The sequence below is a fragment of the Arthrobacter sp. P1_A5 genome (assembly GCF_056406825.1).
Genome location: NZ_JBFTZL010000080.1, coordinates 1 through 15,447, shown reverse-complemented (window position 1 = coordinate 15,447; position 15,447 = coordinate 1). Strand labels below are relative to the sequence as shown.

Here is a 15,447-nt window from a genome sequence, read left to right as displayed (position 1 = left end):
CTCCGTGCTGCCCCGACCATGGCCGTCTACGGCCTCGCTTCAGTCTTCCTCTACATCGTTCCCGCGATCGTCTTCCTCCTGCCCACGTCCCTCGTGTCAGCTGAACTGGCGTCCGGCTGGAAGGGTGGCGTCTACAACTGGGTATCGTCCGGAATCTCCAAACCCATGGGCTTCCTGGCGGTGTGGTGCCAGTTCGCGATGACGATTTTCTACTATCCGACCCTGCTGGGATTCGTCGCGAGCACCCTCGCCTACGTCTTCAACCCGGCGCTGGCCAGCAGCGGCGTGTGGACGGCCTTGGTGATCGTGGTGTTCTACTGGGCCGGCGTGTATGTCTCATCCCGCGGCACGAAGGGCGTGGCAGGCCTGGCCAGCGGTGGCCTGATCATCGGCACCCTGATCCCGGGTGCCTTGCTCGTCATCCTGGGTGTGGTCTTCCTGGGCCAGGGCAACCCGTCGGCCGCTCCGATGACCGCGGCAAACTTCTTGCCCGAATGGGCCGGGCTGGCCAGCCTGGTGCTGATCGTGAACAACTTCCTGTCCTACAGCGGCATGGAGATGAACGCGGTGCACGTGTCTTCCCTGAAGGACCCGCCCAAGGAATACCCGAAGTCGATGTTCCTGGCCATGGGACTCGTACTGCTGATCTTCATCCTGCCGGCGCTCGCGATCAGCTGGATCGTCCCGGCCGATGAACTCTCCCTCACGGCGGGTGTCATGCAGGCCTTCGACGCGGTGCTGTCGTCCTTTAACCTGCAAGGCCTCACTCCGATCCTCGGCATCATGCTGGTTGCTGCCTCCCTCGGCGGCATGCTGACGTGGCTGGCCGGTCCGTCCAAAGGCCTGCTGCTGATCTCGCGTGAGGAAGGCTACCTCCCGCCGTTCCTGCAAAAGCTGAACAAGAACGGCATCCAGCAGAACCTCCTGGTGGTCCAGGGGCTCGTCACTACCGTGATCGCGCTCGGCTACGCGCTCATCCCGGATGTCTCCAGCGCGTACTGGATTTTCTCGGTAATCACCACACAGGTCTACTTGATCATGTACCTGCTGATGTTCGTGGCCGCGGTCCGGCTCCGCCGTAACGACCCGGACCACCCGCGTGGCTACCGGGCGCCGATGCTGATCGGGCTGTGCGGCGTCGGCTTCGCAGCCTCCCTGGCCGCGCTGCTTGTCGGGTTCGTTCCGCCGTCGCAGTTCGGCGACGGCGATCCGCTCGTTTATTTCCTGATCGTGGGCGGCGGCGCACTGGGGCTCGGGCTGCTCGTGCCGTTCCTCTTCTACAGGTTCCGCAAGCCTTCCTGGAAGCTGCCCGACCAACAAACGCAGACGGAGGCACCTAGGTCATGAGCACGCATCAGGAGTCCTCGACCCGGCGCAGCCGCTCGGTCGTTTACATAGTTGCCATGATCTTGCTGGTGGTGTTCGCCGTCGTCGCACTGCTGAACTTCAGAACGGCGAGGGAGACCCAGCAATCCCTGGCGAAGGCCGACCAGCTGATCGCTGAGATTGAATCCGCCGGCGGGACGGCACCCTCGCGCGAGCAGATAGCCCGGGTGCTCGGTGACGACGGCGGCGCCGTCTGCGCGAACCCGAACGACGCGCTGAGCCGGGCCACCTTCTTGAGCCAGCTGGCGAACGGGGCAACCGGGCCCGGATACAGGCCGGTGATCGCGAACGCCCGGATCGCCGTCGGCGAGCTCGCGATTATCAAGGTCTATTGCCCGGACCAGCTCGCTGAGTTCCAGGAGTTCATCGACGACCTCAAGACGTCCACCACCGGTGGTGCGTGAGCCGTGGACCTGCGCGCCCGCATCACCGATCTGATGGGTCCGGCACGGGAAGAACTCGCCGAGTTCGTGGCCATCCGGTCGGTGGCGGATGCGCGGCAGTTTCCCGTCGAAGAGTGTGCCAAGGCTGCCCAGTGGGTGCTGGACAAGTTCGCCGGACTCGGATTTTCGGATGTGCACCTCGAACGGACCCCGGATGGCTCCGACGCGGTGGTGGGCTCCAGGCCCGGACCCGACCCGGACGCGCCCACCGTGCTCCTCTACGCGCACTACGACGTCCAGCCACCCCTCGATGACTCGGCATGGCGGACCCCGCCCTTCGAGCTCACTGAAGTGGACGGCCGCTGGTACGGCCGGGGCGCCGCCGATTGCAAGGGCAACCTCCTCGCCCACCTGCTCGCCCTGAGGGCGCTCGGCAACGACGTACCGGTGAACCTGTTGCTGGTGGTCGAAGGGTCGGAGGAACAGGGCACCGGCGGGCTCGAGGCGTTCGTCGCCGGTCACCTGGACCTGCTCCGTGCCGACACCATCCTGGTCTGCGACACCGGCAACGCCGCCGTGGGCCACCCCGCCGCGACCGTGACCCTGCGCGGGATGGTCAATGTCGTGGTGACAGTGGAGGCGATGGCGTCAGAGCTCCACTCCGGCATGTTTGGCGGGGCGGCCCCCGACGCGCTCGCCGCACTGATCGCCATGCTGGCATCACTGCGGGACCGGCAAGGCAACACGACGGTCACGGGATTGGACAACGCCCAGACCTGGACCGGTGCGCCCTATCCGCCAGAGCAGTTCCGCACCGACGCCGGCGTCCTTGAGGGAGTGTCCTTGCTGGGAGAGGGCACGGTGTCCGACATGCTCTGGGCGCGACCTGCCGTCACCGTGCTCGGCATCGACTGCCCGGCGGTTACCGGCTCGACGGCGTCGATCGTGCCGCGGGCGTCCGCGCGGCTAAATCTGCGCGTCCCGCCAGGCATGGCGGCCGCCGATGCCCACACGGCGTTGGTTGACCACCTCAAGGCCGCCGCACCCTGGGGTGTCCACGTCACGGTGGACCTCGAGGCGATTGGGGCACCATTCCAGGCGGCAGTCGGCGGCCCGGCCTTTGAAGCCATGAGCGCCGCGATGTCCCAGGCTTACGGCACGCCCATGACAACCCTGGGGCAAGGGGGATCGATCCCGCTCTGCAACGTCTTCGCCGATACCTACCCGGACGCGGAGATCATCCTGCTCGGCGTCGAGGAGCCACTCGCCCTGATCCATGCACCGAACGAGAGCGTCGATCCGGGCGAGATCAGGGCCCTGGCAGAGTCCCTGGCCCTCTTCCTCCAGAGGTACGCGACGCTGCGCGGCTAGTAGCAGCAGCTAGCCGCGCCCTGCCACCCAGGCGGCGGCCCCGGCGAGGGACGGGTGCTGCCAGGCGAAGCTGTTTTCCGCCAGGACGGCCGGCTCCAGCCGCTGGCTCGCGAGCAGCAGTTCTTCGGCGAGATCGCCCATCACCAGCCGCAGCACCGGGGCGGGTACCCGCAGCGCCGCCGGCCGGTGCAGCGCCCTGGCCAGTTGCGTGATCAGGGAATTCACATCTGCGGCTTCGGGGGCGCAGACGTTGACCGGCCCGGAGACGGGCGCCGAGAGAAGGAAGGAAAAGGCGGCGGCCACATCCGGCAGCGTGATCCACGGCCAGAACTGCCGGCCATCGCCGAGCGGGCCGCCGACGCCCAGGCGCAGCAGCGGCAACAGCCGGCCCAGTGCGCCGCCGGAACGGCTCAGGACGACGCCGGTGCGGGGCGTGACCACCCGGACTCCGGCAGGCGCCTCATGCGCCGCGGCCTCCCAGTCGACGCAGATCCCGGACAGGGTGCCGGTGCCGGCCGGCGCGTTCTCGCGCAGCACCGCCGTACCGGCGTTGCCGTAGTAACCGGAGGCCGACTGGCTCAGGAACACGGCGGGCGGCGCGTCGGTGCGCGCCATGGCGGCCGCGAGGGTCCGGGTAGCCCCCAGCCGGGAGGCGCGGAGCTCGTTGACCCGCGCCTTGGTCCAGGGCCGGTCGCCGATCCCGGCGCCGGAGAGGTTGACCACCGCGTCCGCGCCCTTCAGTGCCGTGTCGTCGATCCGGCCGGCGGCCGGGTCCCACTGGAACTCGGCTGGGGACGCAGGGGCACGCCTGACCAGAGCGACGACGTCGTGCCCTTCGCTGCGCAGTGCACCCGAAAGGGCAGTTCCGATTAGCCCGGAGGCCCCGGCAATAAGGATTCGCATGATCCATCTCACCATGCCCGGCACGGCCGCGAAACCTCCCGGGCCGTAAGGACCGTTGTGGCTATGATCGAACGATGACCCCCTCGAGTTACTTCCGTTTCCCGCATCTGCACGGCGATCTGGTCACCTTTGTGGCCGAGGACGACGTCTGGATTGCACCCGTGGGCGGGGGCCGCGCCTGGCGCGTATCCTCCCTGCAACTGCCGGCCCGCAACCCCCGCTTCACCCCCGACGGCAAGCGTCTGGTCTGGACCGTCGTCCAAGGGACTGCCCCGGAAGTCGTCACGGCCAACGTCGACGGCGGCGGCTACAGCCAGTTGAGCTACTTCGGCCACCCTTCCACCCGGGTCAAGGGCTTCACCCCCGACGGCGACGTCCTGGTCACCAGCGCGTTCCGCCAGTCCGACAGCCGTCACACCCACGCCTACAGCCTCCCCGTGACCGGCGGCTGGGCGCAGGAACTCCCGTTCGGCCCGGTCGAGTCCGTGGCCTATGGCCCCGTCGTCGGCGACGAACGCCCCGTGGTGCTCGCCAGCGTCCTCTCGCGTGAGCCGGCCTGGTGGAAGCGCTACCGCGGCGGCGCCGCCGGCAAGCTGTGGATCGACGCCGACGGAAACGGTGAATTCGTCCGGCTCGCTGCCGCGCTGGACGGAAACCTCACCGACCCCCTGTGGGTCAAGGGACGGATCGCGTTCCTGTCCGACCACGAGGGCTACGGAAACCTCTATTCCGTCCTGCCCAACGGCAGCGACCTGCGGCGCCATACGGACCACGAGGACTTCTATGTCCGCCACGCCGCCACCGACGGCGAACGCGTGATCTTCGAATCGGCCGGTGAGCTCTGGCTGCTGCCCAGCCTCGACGCCGAGGCCGTCAAGCTCGACATTGTGCTCGGTTCCGCCTCGCAGGCGCGCCGGCCCGCCCCGCTGAAGCCCTCGAAGCACCTTGGCGACGTCGTACCGGACCGCACGGGCGCGTCCAGTGCCGTCGAATCCCACGGAACCGTCCACTGGCTGCGGCACAAGGACGGCCCTTCCCGCGTCCTTGAGGCCACCCCGGGCGTACGGGCACGGCTGCCGCGGCCCTTCGGCGAGGGCCGGATCGCCTATGTCGCCGACCACGACGGCGTCGAGGCCCTGTACCTGAAAGCCATTGCGGCGCCCCTGGCCGGAGCGGCTGCGGCAGCATCGAAGGCCCCGCAGCCGGCCGTGCAGTCCGCTGCCGAGTCAACGGCCCAGCCGGCAGCTTCCGCCGAGGACGCCGGCATGCGGTTGCCGAAGCCGGTGTCCGCAGCCGCGCTGACCGGCGCAGGATCAATCCCCGCCGCTGCAGGCGGTTCCGTGTCCGGCCCGGTCACAGCGATCCCGGCCCCGGCTGCCGCAGACGCAGCCGGCTCGATCTCCGGCTCCGAGCCCGACCGGGCCGGTGCCGCCGTGGAGGCCGCGCCCGCCTCCGATGAACTGACGCGGATCGACTTCCCCAAGCCCAGCCGGGCCAGCGCCATCGAAGCCAGCCCGGACGGGCGCTGGCTCGCCGTCGGCACGGCCTTCGGTGACATCTACCTTGCCGACACCCGCGCGGGCACGATATCCCAGCTGAGCAGCATCGGCGAGGGCAGCATTGAGGGATTCACATGGTCCCCGGACTCCGCGTGGCTCGGCTGGTCCGAGCCGGTCACGTCCTTCGGGYCCCGCAGCCGGCTCCGGATCACCCGGATCGACGGCGGCACTGGAGCTGCGATCATTGACGTCACCGACGGCCGGTTCCGCGACGAGTCGCCGTCGTTCACCCCGGATGGCAAATACCTCGCCTTCCTCTCCAACCGCAGTTTCGACCCGGTCTACGACGGGCACTCCTTCGATCTGTCCTTCCCGAGCCCGATCAAGCCGTACCTCGTCGCCCTCGCCGCCGACACCCCGTCGCCCTTCGGCCCGAGCGTCGACCTTCACTTCGACGCCGACGCCGATGCCGACGCCGAGGCAGGTGCCGCCGGAACAACGGGTGCTGCGTCCGGGCCGCAGCCGGCGGCCGAACCCGTGCCGTCGGTGCGGGTCGACGCCGAGGGCCTGGCCCACCGCGTCATCGGGGTCCCGGTGCCGCAAGGCAACTACGCCGGACTCACCGCCGTCGCCGGCGCCCTGCTCTGGCTGGACAGCGAGCTCGCCGGCACCACCGGTGAGGGCCGGGCCAGCCTTGAGGACAAGGGCGCGGCGCCGAGCCTGGTCCGCTACGACCTGGCCAAGCGCCGCACCGCCACGATCATTGAGGCACTGGACAGCTACCGGCTCTCGGGCGACGGCGAAAAGATCGTGTTCATCCAGGACAAGCAGATCCGCGTGGCGCCGGCCGCCGCCAAGGCCGATGAGGACTCCGGCCAGCTGGTCAAGGTGGACCTTGGCCGCATCCGGGTGCAGCTGGACCCACTCAGTGTGTGGGGCCAGGCCTTTGACGAGGCATGGCGGCTCCAGCGCGACTTCTTCTGGACCGAGGACATGGCCGGCCAGGACTGGGAGTCCGTCCACGCCCGCTACCGCCCGGTGGTGGAACGCCTCGGCTCCCATGACGACCTGGTGGACCTGCTGTGGGAGCTGCACGGCGAGCTCGGCACCTCCCACGCCTACGTCCGGCCCATAGCCGCTGTCGAGAACGGCAGCAGCCCGCAGGGCCGCCTCGGCGCGGACCTGGGGTTCACCGGCGAGGGGTGGGAAATCACCCGCATCCTCGCGGGGGAGTCCTCGGACCCGCTGGCCACTTCGCCGCTGACCCGTCCCGGCGCCGACGCGAAGCCGGGCGACGTCCTGCTGGCGATCGACGGCGTCGAACTGACACAAACGCGGACCCCGGCGATGCAGCTTGTCGGCGCGGCCGGCCGCGCCGTGGAACTTACCCTGCGCAATGGCGCCGGCCATGGTGCGGCCGCGGGCGCCCAGCGCCGCGTGGCCGTGGTCCCGGTCAAGGACGAAGAGCGCCTGCGCTACCAGGAATGGGTCTCCGGCAACCGGCGAACTGTCCGGGAAGCCTCGAACGGGACGTTCGGCTACCTGCACATCCCGGACATGATGGCCAACGGCTGGGCACAACTCCACCGCGACCTCGACACCGAAACGGCACTGGACGGACTGATCGTCGATGTCCGGCGCAACCGTGGCGGCCACACCTCCCAGCTCGTGGCCGAACTCATCGGGCGCAAGGTCACCGGCTGGAGCATGCCGCGCGGGGAAAAGCCGCGGACGTACCCGCACCACGCTCCCCGCGGACCGGTCATCATTCTCACCGATGAGTTCGCCGGCTCCGATGGCGACATCATCACGCAGGTCTCCAAGCTGCGGGGGATCGGGCCCGTCATTGGCACCCGCACCTGGGGCGGCGTCGTCGGGATCGACAACCGCTTCGCGCTGGCCGACGGCACCGGCGTCACCCAGCCGCGCTACGCCACCTGGTTCGCCGGTGGCGTTGGCTGGGGCGTGGAAAACTTCGGCGTCACCCCTGACATCGAGGTGACCTTCCCGCCGCAYGCCTACGCCGCCGGAACCGACCCGCAACTGGAATACGGCATCGGGGCGCTGAAGGAAATGATCCAGGAACTGCCCACGGACCGTCCGCCGCTGCGCGAGGGTTACCGCCGGGTCCGGCCCGCACCGCTGCCTGCGCGCCAGCAGGCCGGCCAGGCCTAGGCGCTCCCGGGCGCGGCCCCCACAGACGGTCCGCGCAGGACAGACGGCAAGGCCCCCGCCACCCTGGATATCCCAGGGCGGCGGGGGCCTCGTCGTACTGCGGCCGGGCTAGGAGGCCAGGGTGGCGTCCAGGGTGATTTCGATGCCGGTCAGGGCAGCGGAGACGGGGCAGCCGGTCTTGGCTTCCTCGGCCAGCCGCTGGAAATCGTCGGCGGAAATGCCCGGGACGCGCGCGGCCAGGGTGAGGTGGCTGCCGGTGATCCCGGTACCCGGCTGGAACGTCACGTCGGCCTTGGTGTTGATCTCCTCGGCCGTGTGGCCGGCCTGGGCCAGGGCGTTGCTGAACGCCATCGAGAAGCACGCGGAGTGAGCTGCCGCAATGAGCTCCTCGGGGCTGGTCTTGCCCTCGGCGGCCTCGGCGCGCGCCTTCCAGGTGACGTCGTAGTTGCCCAGCCCGGAGCTGTCCAGGGTGGTGTTGCCGGCGCCTGTCATCAGGTCGCCATTCCATACAGTGTGTGCGGTGCGTGTTGTAGCCATGTCCACTCCTCGACGTCGTTGTGAATCAGGGGTCCGGCTGGTGCCGGAGCCTGCCGTGATCAATCCTAGGGATTCTGTGCGGCCGCCGCACGGGGGTTCCGCTGTCAGAGGATTGTGACCCGTACAGTGTCGTCATGGAACTTACCGAAGATGCGCAGGTGCCAGGGGCGCCCGTGGCGCGTATTGCCACGATCAAGGTCAACGCCGTCGACGCCGCGCGCCTGGCGCAGTTCTGGGCCGACCTGTTGGGTACGGCCGTCTCCTCGCGCTTCGAGCAGTTCGTCTGGCTGGAGCCCGCCGGCCCTGCGGCGTTGCGCGCCCGCGCCGAGTCCCTCGGTGCCGGGTTCGTGGAGGGCAATGGTATCGGCGACTTCCACTGGGATGTGATGCAGGATCCCGAGGGCAGCGAATTCTGCATCGCCGGCGACTGACGGCTTAACGGTGGCAGTTAAACAACGACGGCGCCACACCCCCGCGGGGGAGCGGCGCCGTCATGGCGGGTGCAGTCAGCCGGTTACTGCCACAGGGTCGCGATCGCAACGTTGAGCAGTGCCAGGCCGCCAACGCTGTTGGCAAGGCCCTTGCTGATCGGCTCGCCCTTCTTGTACTTGCGGCGGCCAATGAAGGCCAGGACGCCGACGACCAGGGCGATGACAAGCTTGACGCCGAGCTTGGCGTAGTTGGCGTTCATGTCCAGGACCGGGATCAGCCCCATCATGATGATGCCCGTAATCAGCTGCAGCATCGCGCCGTCGAACTGGCGCGGGTGGACGGTGGGCTTCTTCATCTGGCCAATCCAGATGCCGACAATCATGGCGGCGCCGATGATGTGCAGGAAGACCAAGACGTTATAGACGATGTTCATGGCATCAGTGTAGCCAGAGTCTTCTACGCACCGTAGTAGGACCCGCCGCGGCCCCGGGGAGGAACAGCAAAAACGGCGACGGCGGCACGGGCGCCCGGTGGTTTCCCACCGAAGCCCGCACCGCCGTCGCCGTCAGTGTGCTTCTAGACCCTAGAGTCCGAGGTCGGCCTCGAAGGCGCCTTCCTCAAGGCGTGCCTTCAGCGTCTGCAGGAAGCGTCCTGCGTCGGCGCCGTCGACCAGGCGGTGATCGTACGTCAGGGAGAGGTACATCATCGAACGGATGGCCAGCGAGTCATCGCCGTTCTCGTCGGCGACCACTACGGCCCGCTTGACGATCGCGCCGGTGCCGAGGATGGCAACCTGCGGCTGGTTGATGATCGGGGTGTCGAACAGGGCGCCCACCGAACCGATGTTGGTGATGCTGAAGGTGCCCCCGGAGAGCTCGTCCGGGCCGATCTTGCCGTTGCGGGTGCGGTCGGCGACGTCGGCAATCTTGCCGGCCAGGCCGGCCAGGTTCAGGTTGCCGGCGTCCGAGATGACCGGAACCAGCAGGCCCTTGTCGGTGTCCACCGCAATCGCCAGGTGCTCGGCGTTGTGGTAGGTGATCTCCTGCTTGTCCTCGTCGTAGGAGGCATTGACCTTCRGGTGCTGCTTCAGGGCCTCGGCAACAGCCTTGGCGATGAAGGGCAGGAAGGTCAGCTTGGAGCCGTTCTGTGCCTGGAAGGAGTTCTTGGCCTTGGCGCGCAGCTTGGCAACCTTGGTCATGTCGACCTCGTGGACCTGGGTCAGCTGGGTGGAGATGTCCAGTGACTCGCGCATGCGGCGGGCAATGACCTGGCGGATGCGCGGGGCCTTCTGCACGGTGCCGCGCAGCGAGGACGCAGCACTTGAAGTCGGCACAGTGGTCGAGGCGGCTGCCGGCGCAGATGCGGCGGGGGCTGCGGCCGGCGCTGCCTTTGCCTCGGCAGCTGCCAGCACATCCTGCTTGCGGATGCGGCCGCCGACGCCGGTGCCTGTGAGGGCCGCGATGTCGACGCCCTGCTGGTTGGCCAGCTTGCGGACCAGGGGAGTGACGTAGCCGGACTCTGCCGGTGCGGCAGCTGCTGCCGCAGGCGCGGGAGCTGCCGGGGCGGCGGGCGCTGACGGAGCGGCTGCTGCGGGAGCTTCCTGCTTGGGAGCCTCCGGTGCTGCTGCCGGGGCGGGGGCGGCCGGCGCTTCCTGCTTGGGAGCTTCCGGTGCTGCATCCTGCTTGGGGGCCGCAGCGGGCGCCGGTGCTGCCGGTGCCGCGGCGCCGGAACCGATGACGGCCAGAACGGAGCCGACCTCGGCCGTCTCGTCCTCGTTGACGCGGATTTCCAGGAGGGTTCCGGCAACCGGGGACGGGATTTCGGTGTCGACCTTGTCGGTGGAAACCTCGAGCAGGGGCTCGTCGACCTCTACGGTGTCGCCGATGCTCTTCAGCCAGCGGGTAACAGTGCCTTCGGTGACGCTTTCACCCAGGGCAGGCAGCGTGACGTCGTGTCCTTCACCTGCCGGAGCAGATTCCGGAGCGGCGGCAGGGGCCTCGGTGGCCGGAGTCTCCGCGGGAGCCGCTTCTGCGGCCAGCGCCGCTGCGGCGGGAGCCGGGGCCTCTTCGGCGGCCGCGGCCGGAGCCTCTGCCGCGGCCGGAGCCTCTGCCGCGGCCGGGGCGGCGTCGCCGGAGCCGATGCGGACCAGCGGGGCGCCAACTTCAGCGGTCTCGTCCTCGGCGACGAGGATTTCCTCGATCACGCCGGCGATCGGAGAGGGGATCTCGGTGTCTACTTTGTCGGTGGAGACTTCGAGCAGCGGCTCGTCCACCTCTACCCGGTCACCGACCTGCTTGAGCCAGCGGGTGACGGTTCCTTCGGTGACGCTCTCACCGAGGGCGGGCAAGTTAACGGATTCAGACATGTCGTCCCCGTTCTCCTTATTGATCTTTAGTGCGGATGATTGCTGCCTTGGTCGAGCTTAGTGCACCCGGCTTTTCGGGCCGGGTGCACCAAGCTCGGAGTTCATGCGGTGGTGCGGGCGGAGCTGCTAGCCGTGGAGGGGCTTGCCCGCCAGCGCCAGATGCGCCTCGCCCAGGGATTCGTTCTGGGTGGGGTGGGCGTGGACCAGCTGGGCCACGTCCTCCGGGTAGGCTTCCCAGTTCACAATCAGCTGTGCTTCACCGATCTGCTCGCCCATGCGGGCGCCGATCATGTGGACGCCGACGACGGGGCCGTCCTTCTGGCGGACCAGCTTGACCAGGCCGGACGTGCCCAGGATGGAGCTCTTGCCGTTGCCGGCCAGGTTGTATTCCTGGGTCTGGATCTGGTCCTCGCCGAACTTCTCCTTGGCGGCCTTCTCGCTGTAGCCGACAGTGGCGATCTCGGGTTCGGAGTAGGTGACCTTGGGGATGTTGACGTCCTCGACGATGACCGGCTTCAGGCCGGCGATCTCTTCGGCGACGAAGATGCCCTGCTGGTAGCCGCGGTGCGCGAGCTGCACGCCGGGGACGATGTCGCCGACGGCGAAGATGTTGCCGACGCCGGTGTGGAGGCGCTCGTTGGTGATGACGAAGCCGCGGTCGATCGTGATCCCGGCCTCTTCGTAGCCGAGGTTCGCCGTGACGGGGCCGCGGCCGACGGCGACGAGCAGGAGGTCGGCCTCGAAGGTCTTGCCGTCCACGAGGGTGACCTTGACGCCGTCGTCGTTCTGCTCGACGCCCTGGAAGAAGACACCGGTGGAGAACTTGATGCCGCGCTTCTTGAAGGCGCGCTCAAAGGCCTTGACGATCGTGGCGTCCTCGTTCGGAACCAGCGACGGGAGGCCTTCGACGATCGTGACGTCGACGCCGAACGACTTCCAGACCGAAGCGAACTCGACGCCGATCACGCCGCCGCCCAGGATGATCGCGCTCTTGGGGATGTAATCCATGGTCAGGGCTTCGTCGGAGGTGATGACCTTGCCGCCGATTTCCAGGCCCGGCAGGGTGCGGGAGTACGAGCCGGTCGCGAGGACAATGTTCTTGCCCTTGTACGCGGTGCCGTTCACGACGACGGTGTCGGTGCCCTGAAGCTTGCCCTCACCCTCAATGACGGTGATGCCCTTCTTGCCCTTGATCAGACCCTGCAGGCCCTTGAACTTGCCGGCAATGATGCCGTCCTTGTAAGCGTTGACAGCCGTGATGTCGATGCTGTCAAGGGTCACGTTGACGCCGTACTTGGCCGAGTCGCGGGCGTGGTCCGCCAGCTCTGCCGAGTGCAGCAGGGCCTTGGTGGGGATACAGCCGTTGTGCAGGCAGGTGCCGCCGAGCTTGCCCTTTTCGATGAGGCCGACGGTGAGGCCAAGCTGGACAGCACGCAGTGCGGTGGCGTAGCCGCCGCTGCCGCCGCCGAGTACCAGGATGTCGAATTCTTGCGCAGTTGCCTGATCGGCCACTAAAACGCTCCCTCGCGTGAACGATGACACGAGAGTACGCATCATCTGGTCTTGGAACCTGTCTGCTGTGATTGTGCCAGCCGGCCGGTTCCCTTTCATTTGTGACTACTACATTGGGGTCTGCTTCTGGGAAACAAGGTTTACCTTAGCGAACCACTAATACATGCTCCACCTTGCCATGGCGTTTGTGGAGCGCTTGTGTCCAGTGTCACGCGCCTTTGTGGCCGGGAAGGCATCGCCGCCCCCGCCACAAAGCCGCGATGCGCGCTAGACGGTCTTGGTGAGGATGTCCTCGACGTAGGCCACCAGGGTGCGGACGGTGCAACCCGTGCCCTGTTTGTGGTTGTAGCCGTAGGGGCTGCCGTTATTGAACGACGGGCCGGCGATGTCGATGTGCGCCCACGGGATCTGTTCCCCGTCCTTGCCCTTGCCGACGAACTCGCGCAGGAAGACGGCCGCCGTCATCATGCCGCCGTGGCGTTCGCCAATGTTGGCGATGTCGGCGACCTGGGAGTCGAGGCTGGCCCGGAGTTCTTCCGGCAGCGGCATGGGCCAGACGAGCTCGCCGGCCCGGTCCGCGGCGGTCTTGATGGCGCCGGTGAGGGAGTCGGAACCCATCACGCCGGCGGTGCGGTCGCCCAGGGCAATGAGCTGGGCACCGGTGAGGGTTGCGACGTCGATGATGGCGTCCGGGAATTCCTGGCTGGCGGCGACGATGCCATCGGCCATGACCAGGCGCCCCTCGGCGTCGGTGTTGAGGACCTCAACGGTCTTGCCGCCGAACATCGTCAGAACGTCTGCCGGGCGCTGTGCAGCGCCGGAGGGCATGTTCTCGGCGATGCAGAGCCACGCGGTCGCCTTGACGGGCAGCCCGAGGCCCGCGAGGGCCAGGACGGTGTTGAGGACGACGGCGGCACCCGCCATGTCGGACTTCATGTCGCCCATGCCCAGGGCCGGCTTGATGGAGATGCCGCCCGTGTCAAAGGTGATGCCCTTGCCCACGAGGGCGATCTTGGCCGTGGCCTTCGCCGGGGCGTATTCGACCTTTACGAGGCGCGGCTGCCGGGTGGAGCCCTTGCCGACGCCGAGGATGCCGCCGAAGCCCTCCTTCTCAAGACGCTTCTCGTCCCAGACGGTCACCTTCACCGGCAGGCCCTTGGACAGTTCCTTGGCGGCGTCGGCGAAGGACTCGGGGTAGAGGTGGCTCGGCGGCTGGTTGACCAGCGTGCGGGTCGCGTTCACGGCCGTGCCGATCAGGGATGCCCGGTTCAGGACCGGCGCCAGCGCCTTGTCCGTGGCGAAGTCGGTGCGGATGATGACGTTCTTCACCGGGTCCTTGAGCCCGTCCTTGGAGGACCGGAACTCCGTGTAGGAGTAGGCGCCCATCGCGGCGCCCTCGGCGACCGCCGCGACCTCGGCCAGGGTGGTCGTGGGCAGGGCAAGGGTGACGGTGGCGACGCCGGCCAGCTGGCGGACGGCCGAGCCGGCGGCGCGGCGCAGTGCCTCCTCGKAGAGCGGCTGCGTGGCCGAAAGCTTGCCGACGCCGGCGAGCAGCAGGATGGTCGCTCCCGCCTCGGGCAGGCCGGGCAGCCGGTTAGCCTGGTCCGCCGCGCCGGTGATGCCAAGAACGCTCAGTGATTCCGCCAGGGCCTCCGCGGCCTTGGCCGTCAGCGGATTGTCGAGCAGAACGGGGCCGTCAGGACCCTGTCCGACGCCGATGACGAGGGCATCGCTGGGGGACTTCTTCAAATCCCCTGCGACTGCACTAAGTTTGACTTCACTATTCTTGACCACGAGGACAGTCCTCAATTCTCTGTGATGGTTCTCGGTGATATTCGGCAGGAACTGCATGTTTGGCGTCCTGCCACGGATCCCGGGGCGCCGTCGGTTTGGGACGCAACCCGGTGTCTGCAAAACAGGCCCTAGGGCCATCACCGATCGTAGTCTCTCGACCGTGCGGAAATTCAATCGAATGAGAGCTGGAGCACACCCCGGGCAGGAATTAGCCCGGGTGCCGGGGCGTTGTATTGGTAGAGACGCTGCGGAGCGGTGAGTGCTCCATGGGACTGGCCGGGAGGATCTGCCTGACTGGCCGTTCCGCCAGGCACCGCCCGAATGGCGGACTGCGCCCCGCTTCTCCCACCGCCGCCATCGTGAAAGGAACACGCCGTGATTGAACGGATTTCCGGCTCTTTGCTGGATCCCCAGTCGCTCTATATCCGTGATGACGCGCTGTTCTCCAGCACCGAACTGCGCGGACTCAACCTCGTCATGGGGTTCACCGGCTTCGCCGACGCGGGCCACGTGGTCCGGCAGATCACCGCTGAACTGCTGGACACGCTCGATGCCGAGATGATCGCCGAGTTCGACGCCGACCAGCTGATCGACTACCGGTCCCGGCGCCCGCAGGTCAGTTTCGTCGAGGACCACCTGCAGGACTACCAGGCACCGAGCCTGGCGCTCTACCGGCTGGTCGACGGACTGGGCAGTCCGTTCCTGCTCCTTGCCGGGTTCGAGCCGGACCTGCAATGGGAGCGCTTCGCGCGCGCCGTCGTCGGTCTCGTCGAGGAGCTCGACGTCAACCTCGTCACTTGGATCCATTCGATCCCGATGCCCGTTCCCCACACCCGGCCGGTCGGTGTGACCGTGCACGGCAACCGGCCGGAGCTGATCGAGGGAATCTCTGTCTGGAAGCCCACAGTGGAGGTGCCGGCCGCGGTGGGCCACATCCTGGAGCTGCGGCTGACGGAGGGCGGCCGGAACATCGCCGGCTATGTGATCCATGTGCCGCACTACCTGGCCGAAGCCGAATACCCCACGGCCGCCGTCGCCGGGCTCGAGTACCTGGGCGCGGCAACGTCGCTCATGCTGCCGACCGACCGTC

The 15,447-nt window shown here is 68.0% G+C and carries 12 protein-coding genes; 6 read left to right on the top strand and 6 right to left on the bottom strand.

Features of this window, described 5'->3' with window-relative positions:
• From gadC to AC1D1S_RS12350, 3 genes are all read left to right on the top strand, one after another.
• On the top strand, positions 1–1,347 hold a 1,347-nt coding region (gene gadC / locus AC1D1S_RS12360; protein WP_476994575.1), incomplete at its 5' end, for a glutamate/gamma-aminobutyrate antiporter GadC.
• On the top strand, positions 1,344–1,790 hold the full coding sequence (locus tag AC1D1S_RS12355) for a hypothetical protein (RefSeq protein ID WP_476994574.1): 447 nt from the start codon (positions 1,344–1,346) through the stop codon (positions 1,788–1,790). The genes gadC and AC1D1S_RS12355, both read left to right, overlap by 4 nt.
• Before the next feature lie 3 nt (positions 1,791–1,793).
• Entirely contained in the window at positions 1,794–3,140 is a 1,347-nt protein-coding gene (locus AC1D1S_RS12350; RefSeq protein ID WP_476994573.1) for a M20/M25/M40 family metallo-hydrolase, read from the top strand.
• 9 nt (positions 3,141–3,149) lie between these two features.
• Here the strand turns inward: AC1D1S_RS12350 and AC1D1S_RS12345 are convergent, their stop codons facing one another.
• Positions 3,150–4,043 (bottom strand): TIGR01777 family oxidoreductase, encoded by an 894-nt coding sequence (locus AC1D1S_RS12345; RefSeq protein ID WP_476994572.1) that lies wholly within the window; start codon positions 4,041–4,043, stop codon positions 3,150–3,152.
• A 74-nt stretch (positions 4,044–4,117) separates the two neighbouring features.
• Here AC1D1S_RS12345 and AC1D1S_RS12340 point away from each other — a divergent pair, with 74 nt between their 5' ends.
• Complete coding sequence (locus tag AC1D1S_RS12340; protein WP_476994571.1) at positions 4,118–7,717, top strand: S41 family peptidase; 3,600 nt, start codon at positions 4,118–4,120, stop codon at positions 7,715–7,717.
• 108 nt (positions 7,718–7,825) lie between these two features.
• On the opposite strand, the gene AC1D1S_RS12335 is transcribed toward AC1D1S_RS12340, so the two are convergent.
• Positions 7,826–8,254, bottom strand: coding sequence for an OsmC family protein (locus AC1D1S_RS12335; protein ID WP_476994570.1), 429 nt, complete (start codon positions 8,252–8,254; stop codon positions 7,826–7,828).
• Positions 8,255–8,388: 134 nt separating this feature from the next.
• On the opposite strand from AC1D1S_RS12335, the gene AC1D1S_RS12330 reads away from it, so the two are divergent.
• Positions 8,389–8,685 (top strand): VOC family protein, encoded by a 297-nt coding sequence (locus tag AC1D1S_RS12330; protein ID WP_476994569.1) that lies wholly within the window; start codon positions 8,389–8,391, stop codon positions 8,683–8,685.
• Positions 8,686–8,768: 83 nt separating this feature from the next.
• Here the strand turns inward: AC1D1S_RS12330 and AC1D1S_RS12325 are convergent, their stop codons facing one another.
• The 4 genes from AC1D1S_RS12325 to AC1D1S_RS12310 form a co-directional block, all read right to left on the bottom strand.
• The gene (locus AC1D1S_RS12325; RefSeq protein ID WP_243179431.1) at positions 8,769–9,119 is read right to left on the bottom strand and encodes a hypothetical protein; all 351 of its coding nucleotides are present in this window, start codon (positions 9,117–9,119) and stop codon (positions 8,769–8,771) included.
• Positions 9,120–9,269: 150 nt separating this feature from the next.
• Positions 9,270–11,051 carry a 2-oxoglutarate dehydrogenase, E2 component, dihydrolipoamide succinyltransferase gene (sucB, locus tag AC1D1S_RS12320; protein ID WP_476994568.1) on the bottom strand — a complete coding sequence of 594 codons (1,782 nt, stop codon included), beginning with the start codon at positions 11,049–11,051 and terminating at the stop codon, positions 9,270–9,272.
• Between the two features lie 126 nt (positions 11,052–11,177).
• Positions 11,178–12,563 (bottom strand): dihydrolipoyl dehydrogenase, encoded by a 1,386-nt coding sequence (gene lpdA, locus AC1D1S_RS12315; protein ID WP_018772391.1) that lies wholly within the window; start codon positions 12,561–12,563, stop codon positions 11,178–11,180.
• A 267-nt stretch (positions 12,564–12,830) separates the two neighbouring features.
• Positions 12,831–14,357 (bottom strand): leucyl aminopeptidase, encoded by a 1,527-nt coding sequence (locus AC1D1S_RS12310; protein WP_476994567.1) that lies wholly within the window; start codon positions 14,355–14,357, stop codon positions 12,831–12,833.
• Positions 14,358–14,732: 375 nt separating this feature from the next.
• Here AC1D1S_RS12310 and AC1D1S_RS12305 point away from each other — a divergent pair.
• Positions 14,733–15,447 (top strand): proteasome assembly chaperone family protein (locus AC1D1S_RS12305; RefSeq protein ID WP_476994566.1); only part of this gene is annotated, 715 nt, incomplete at its 3' end.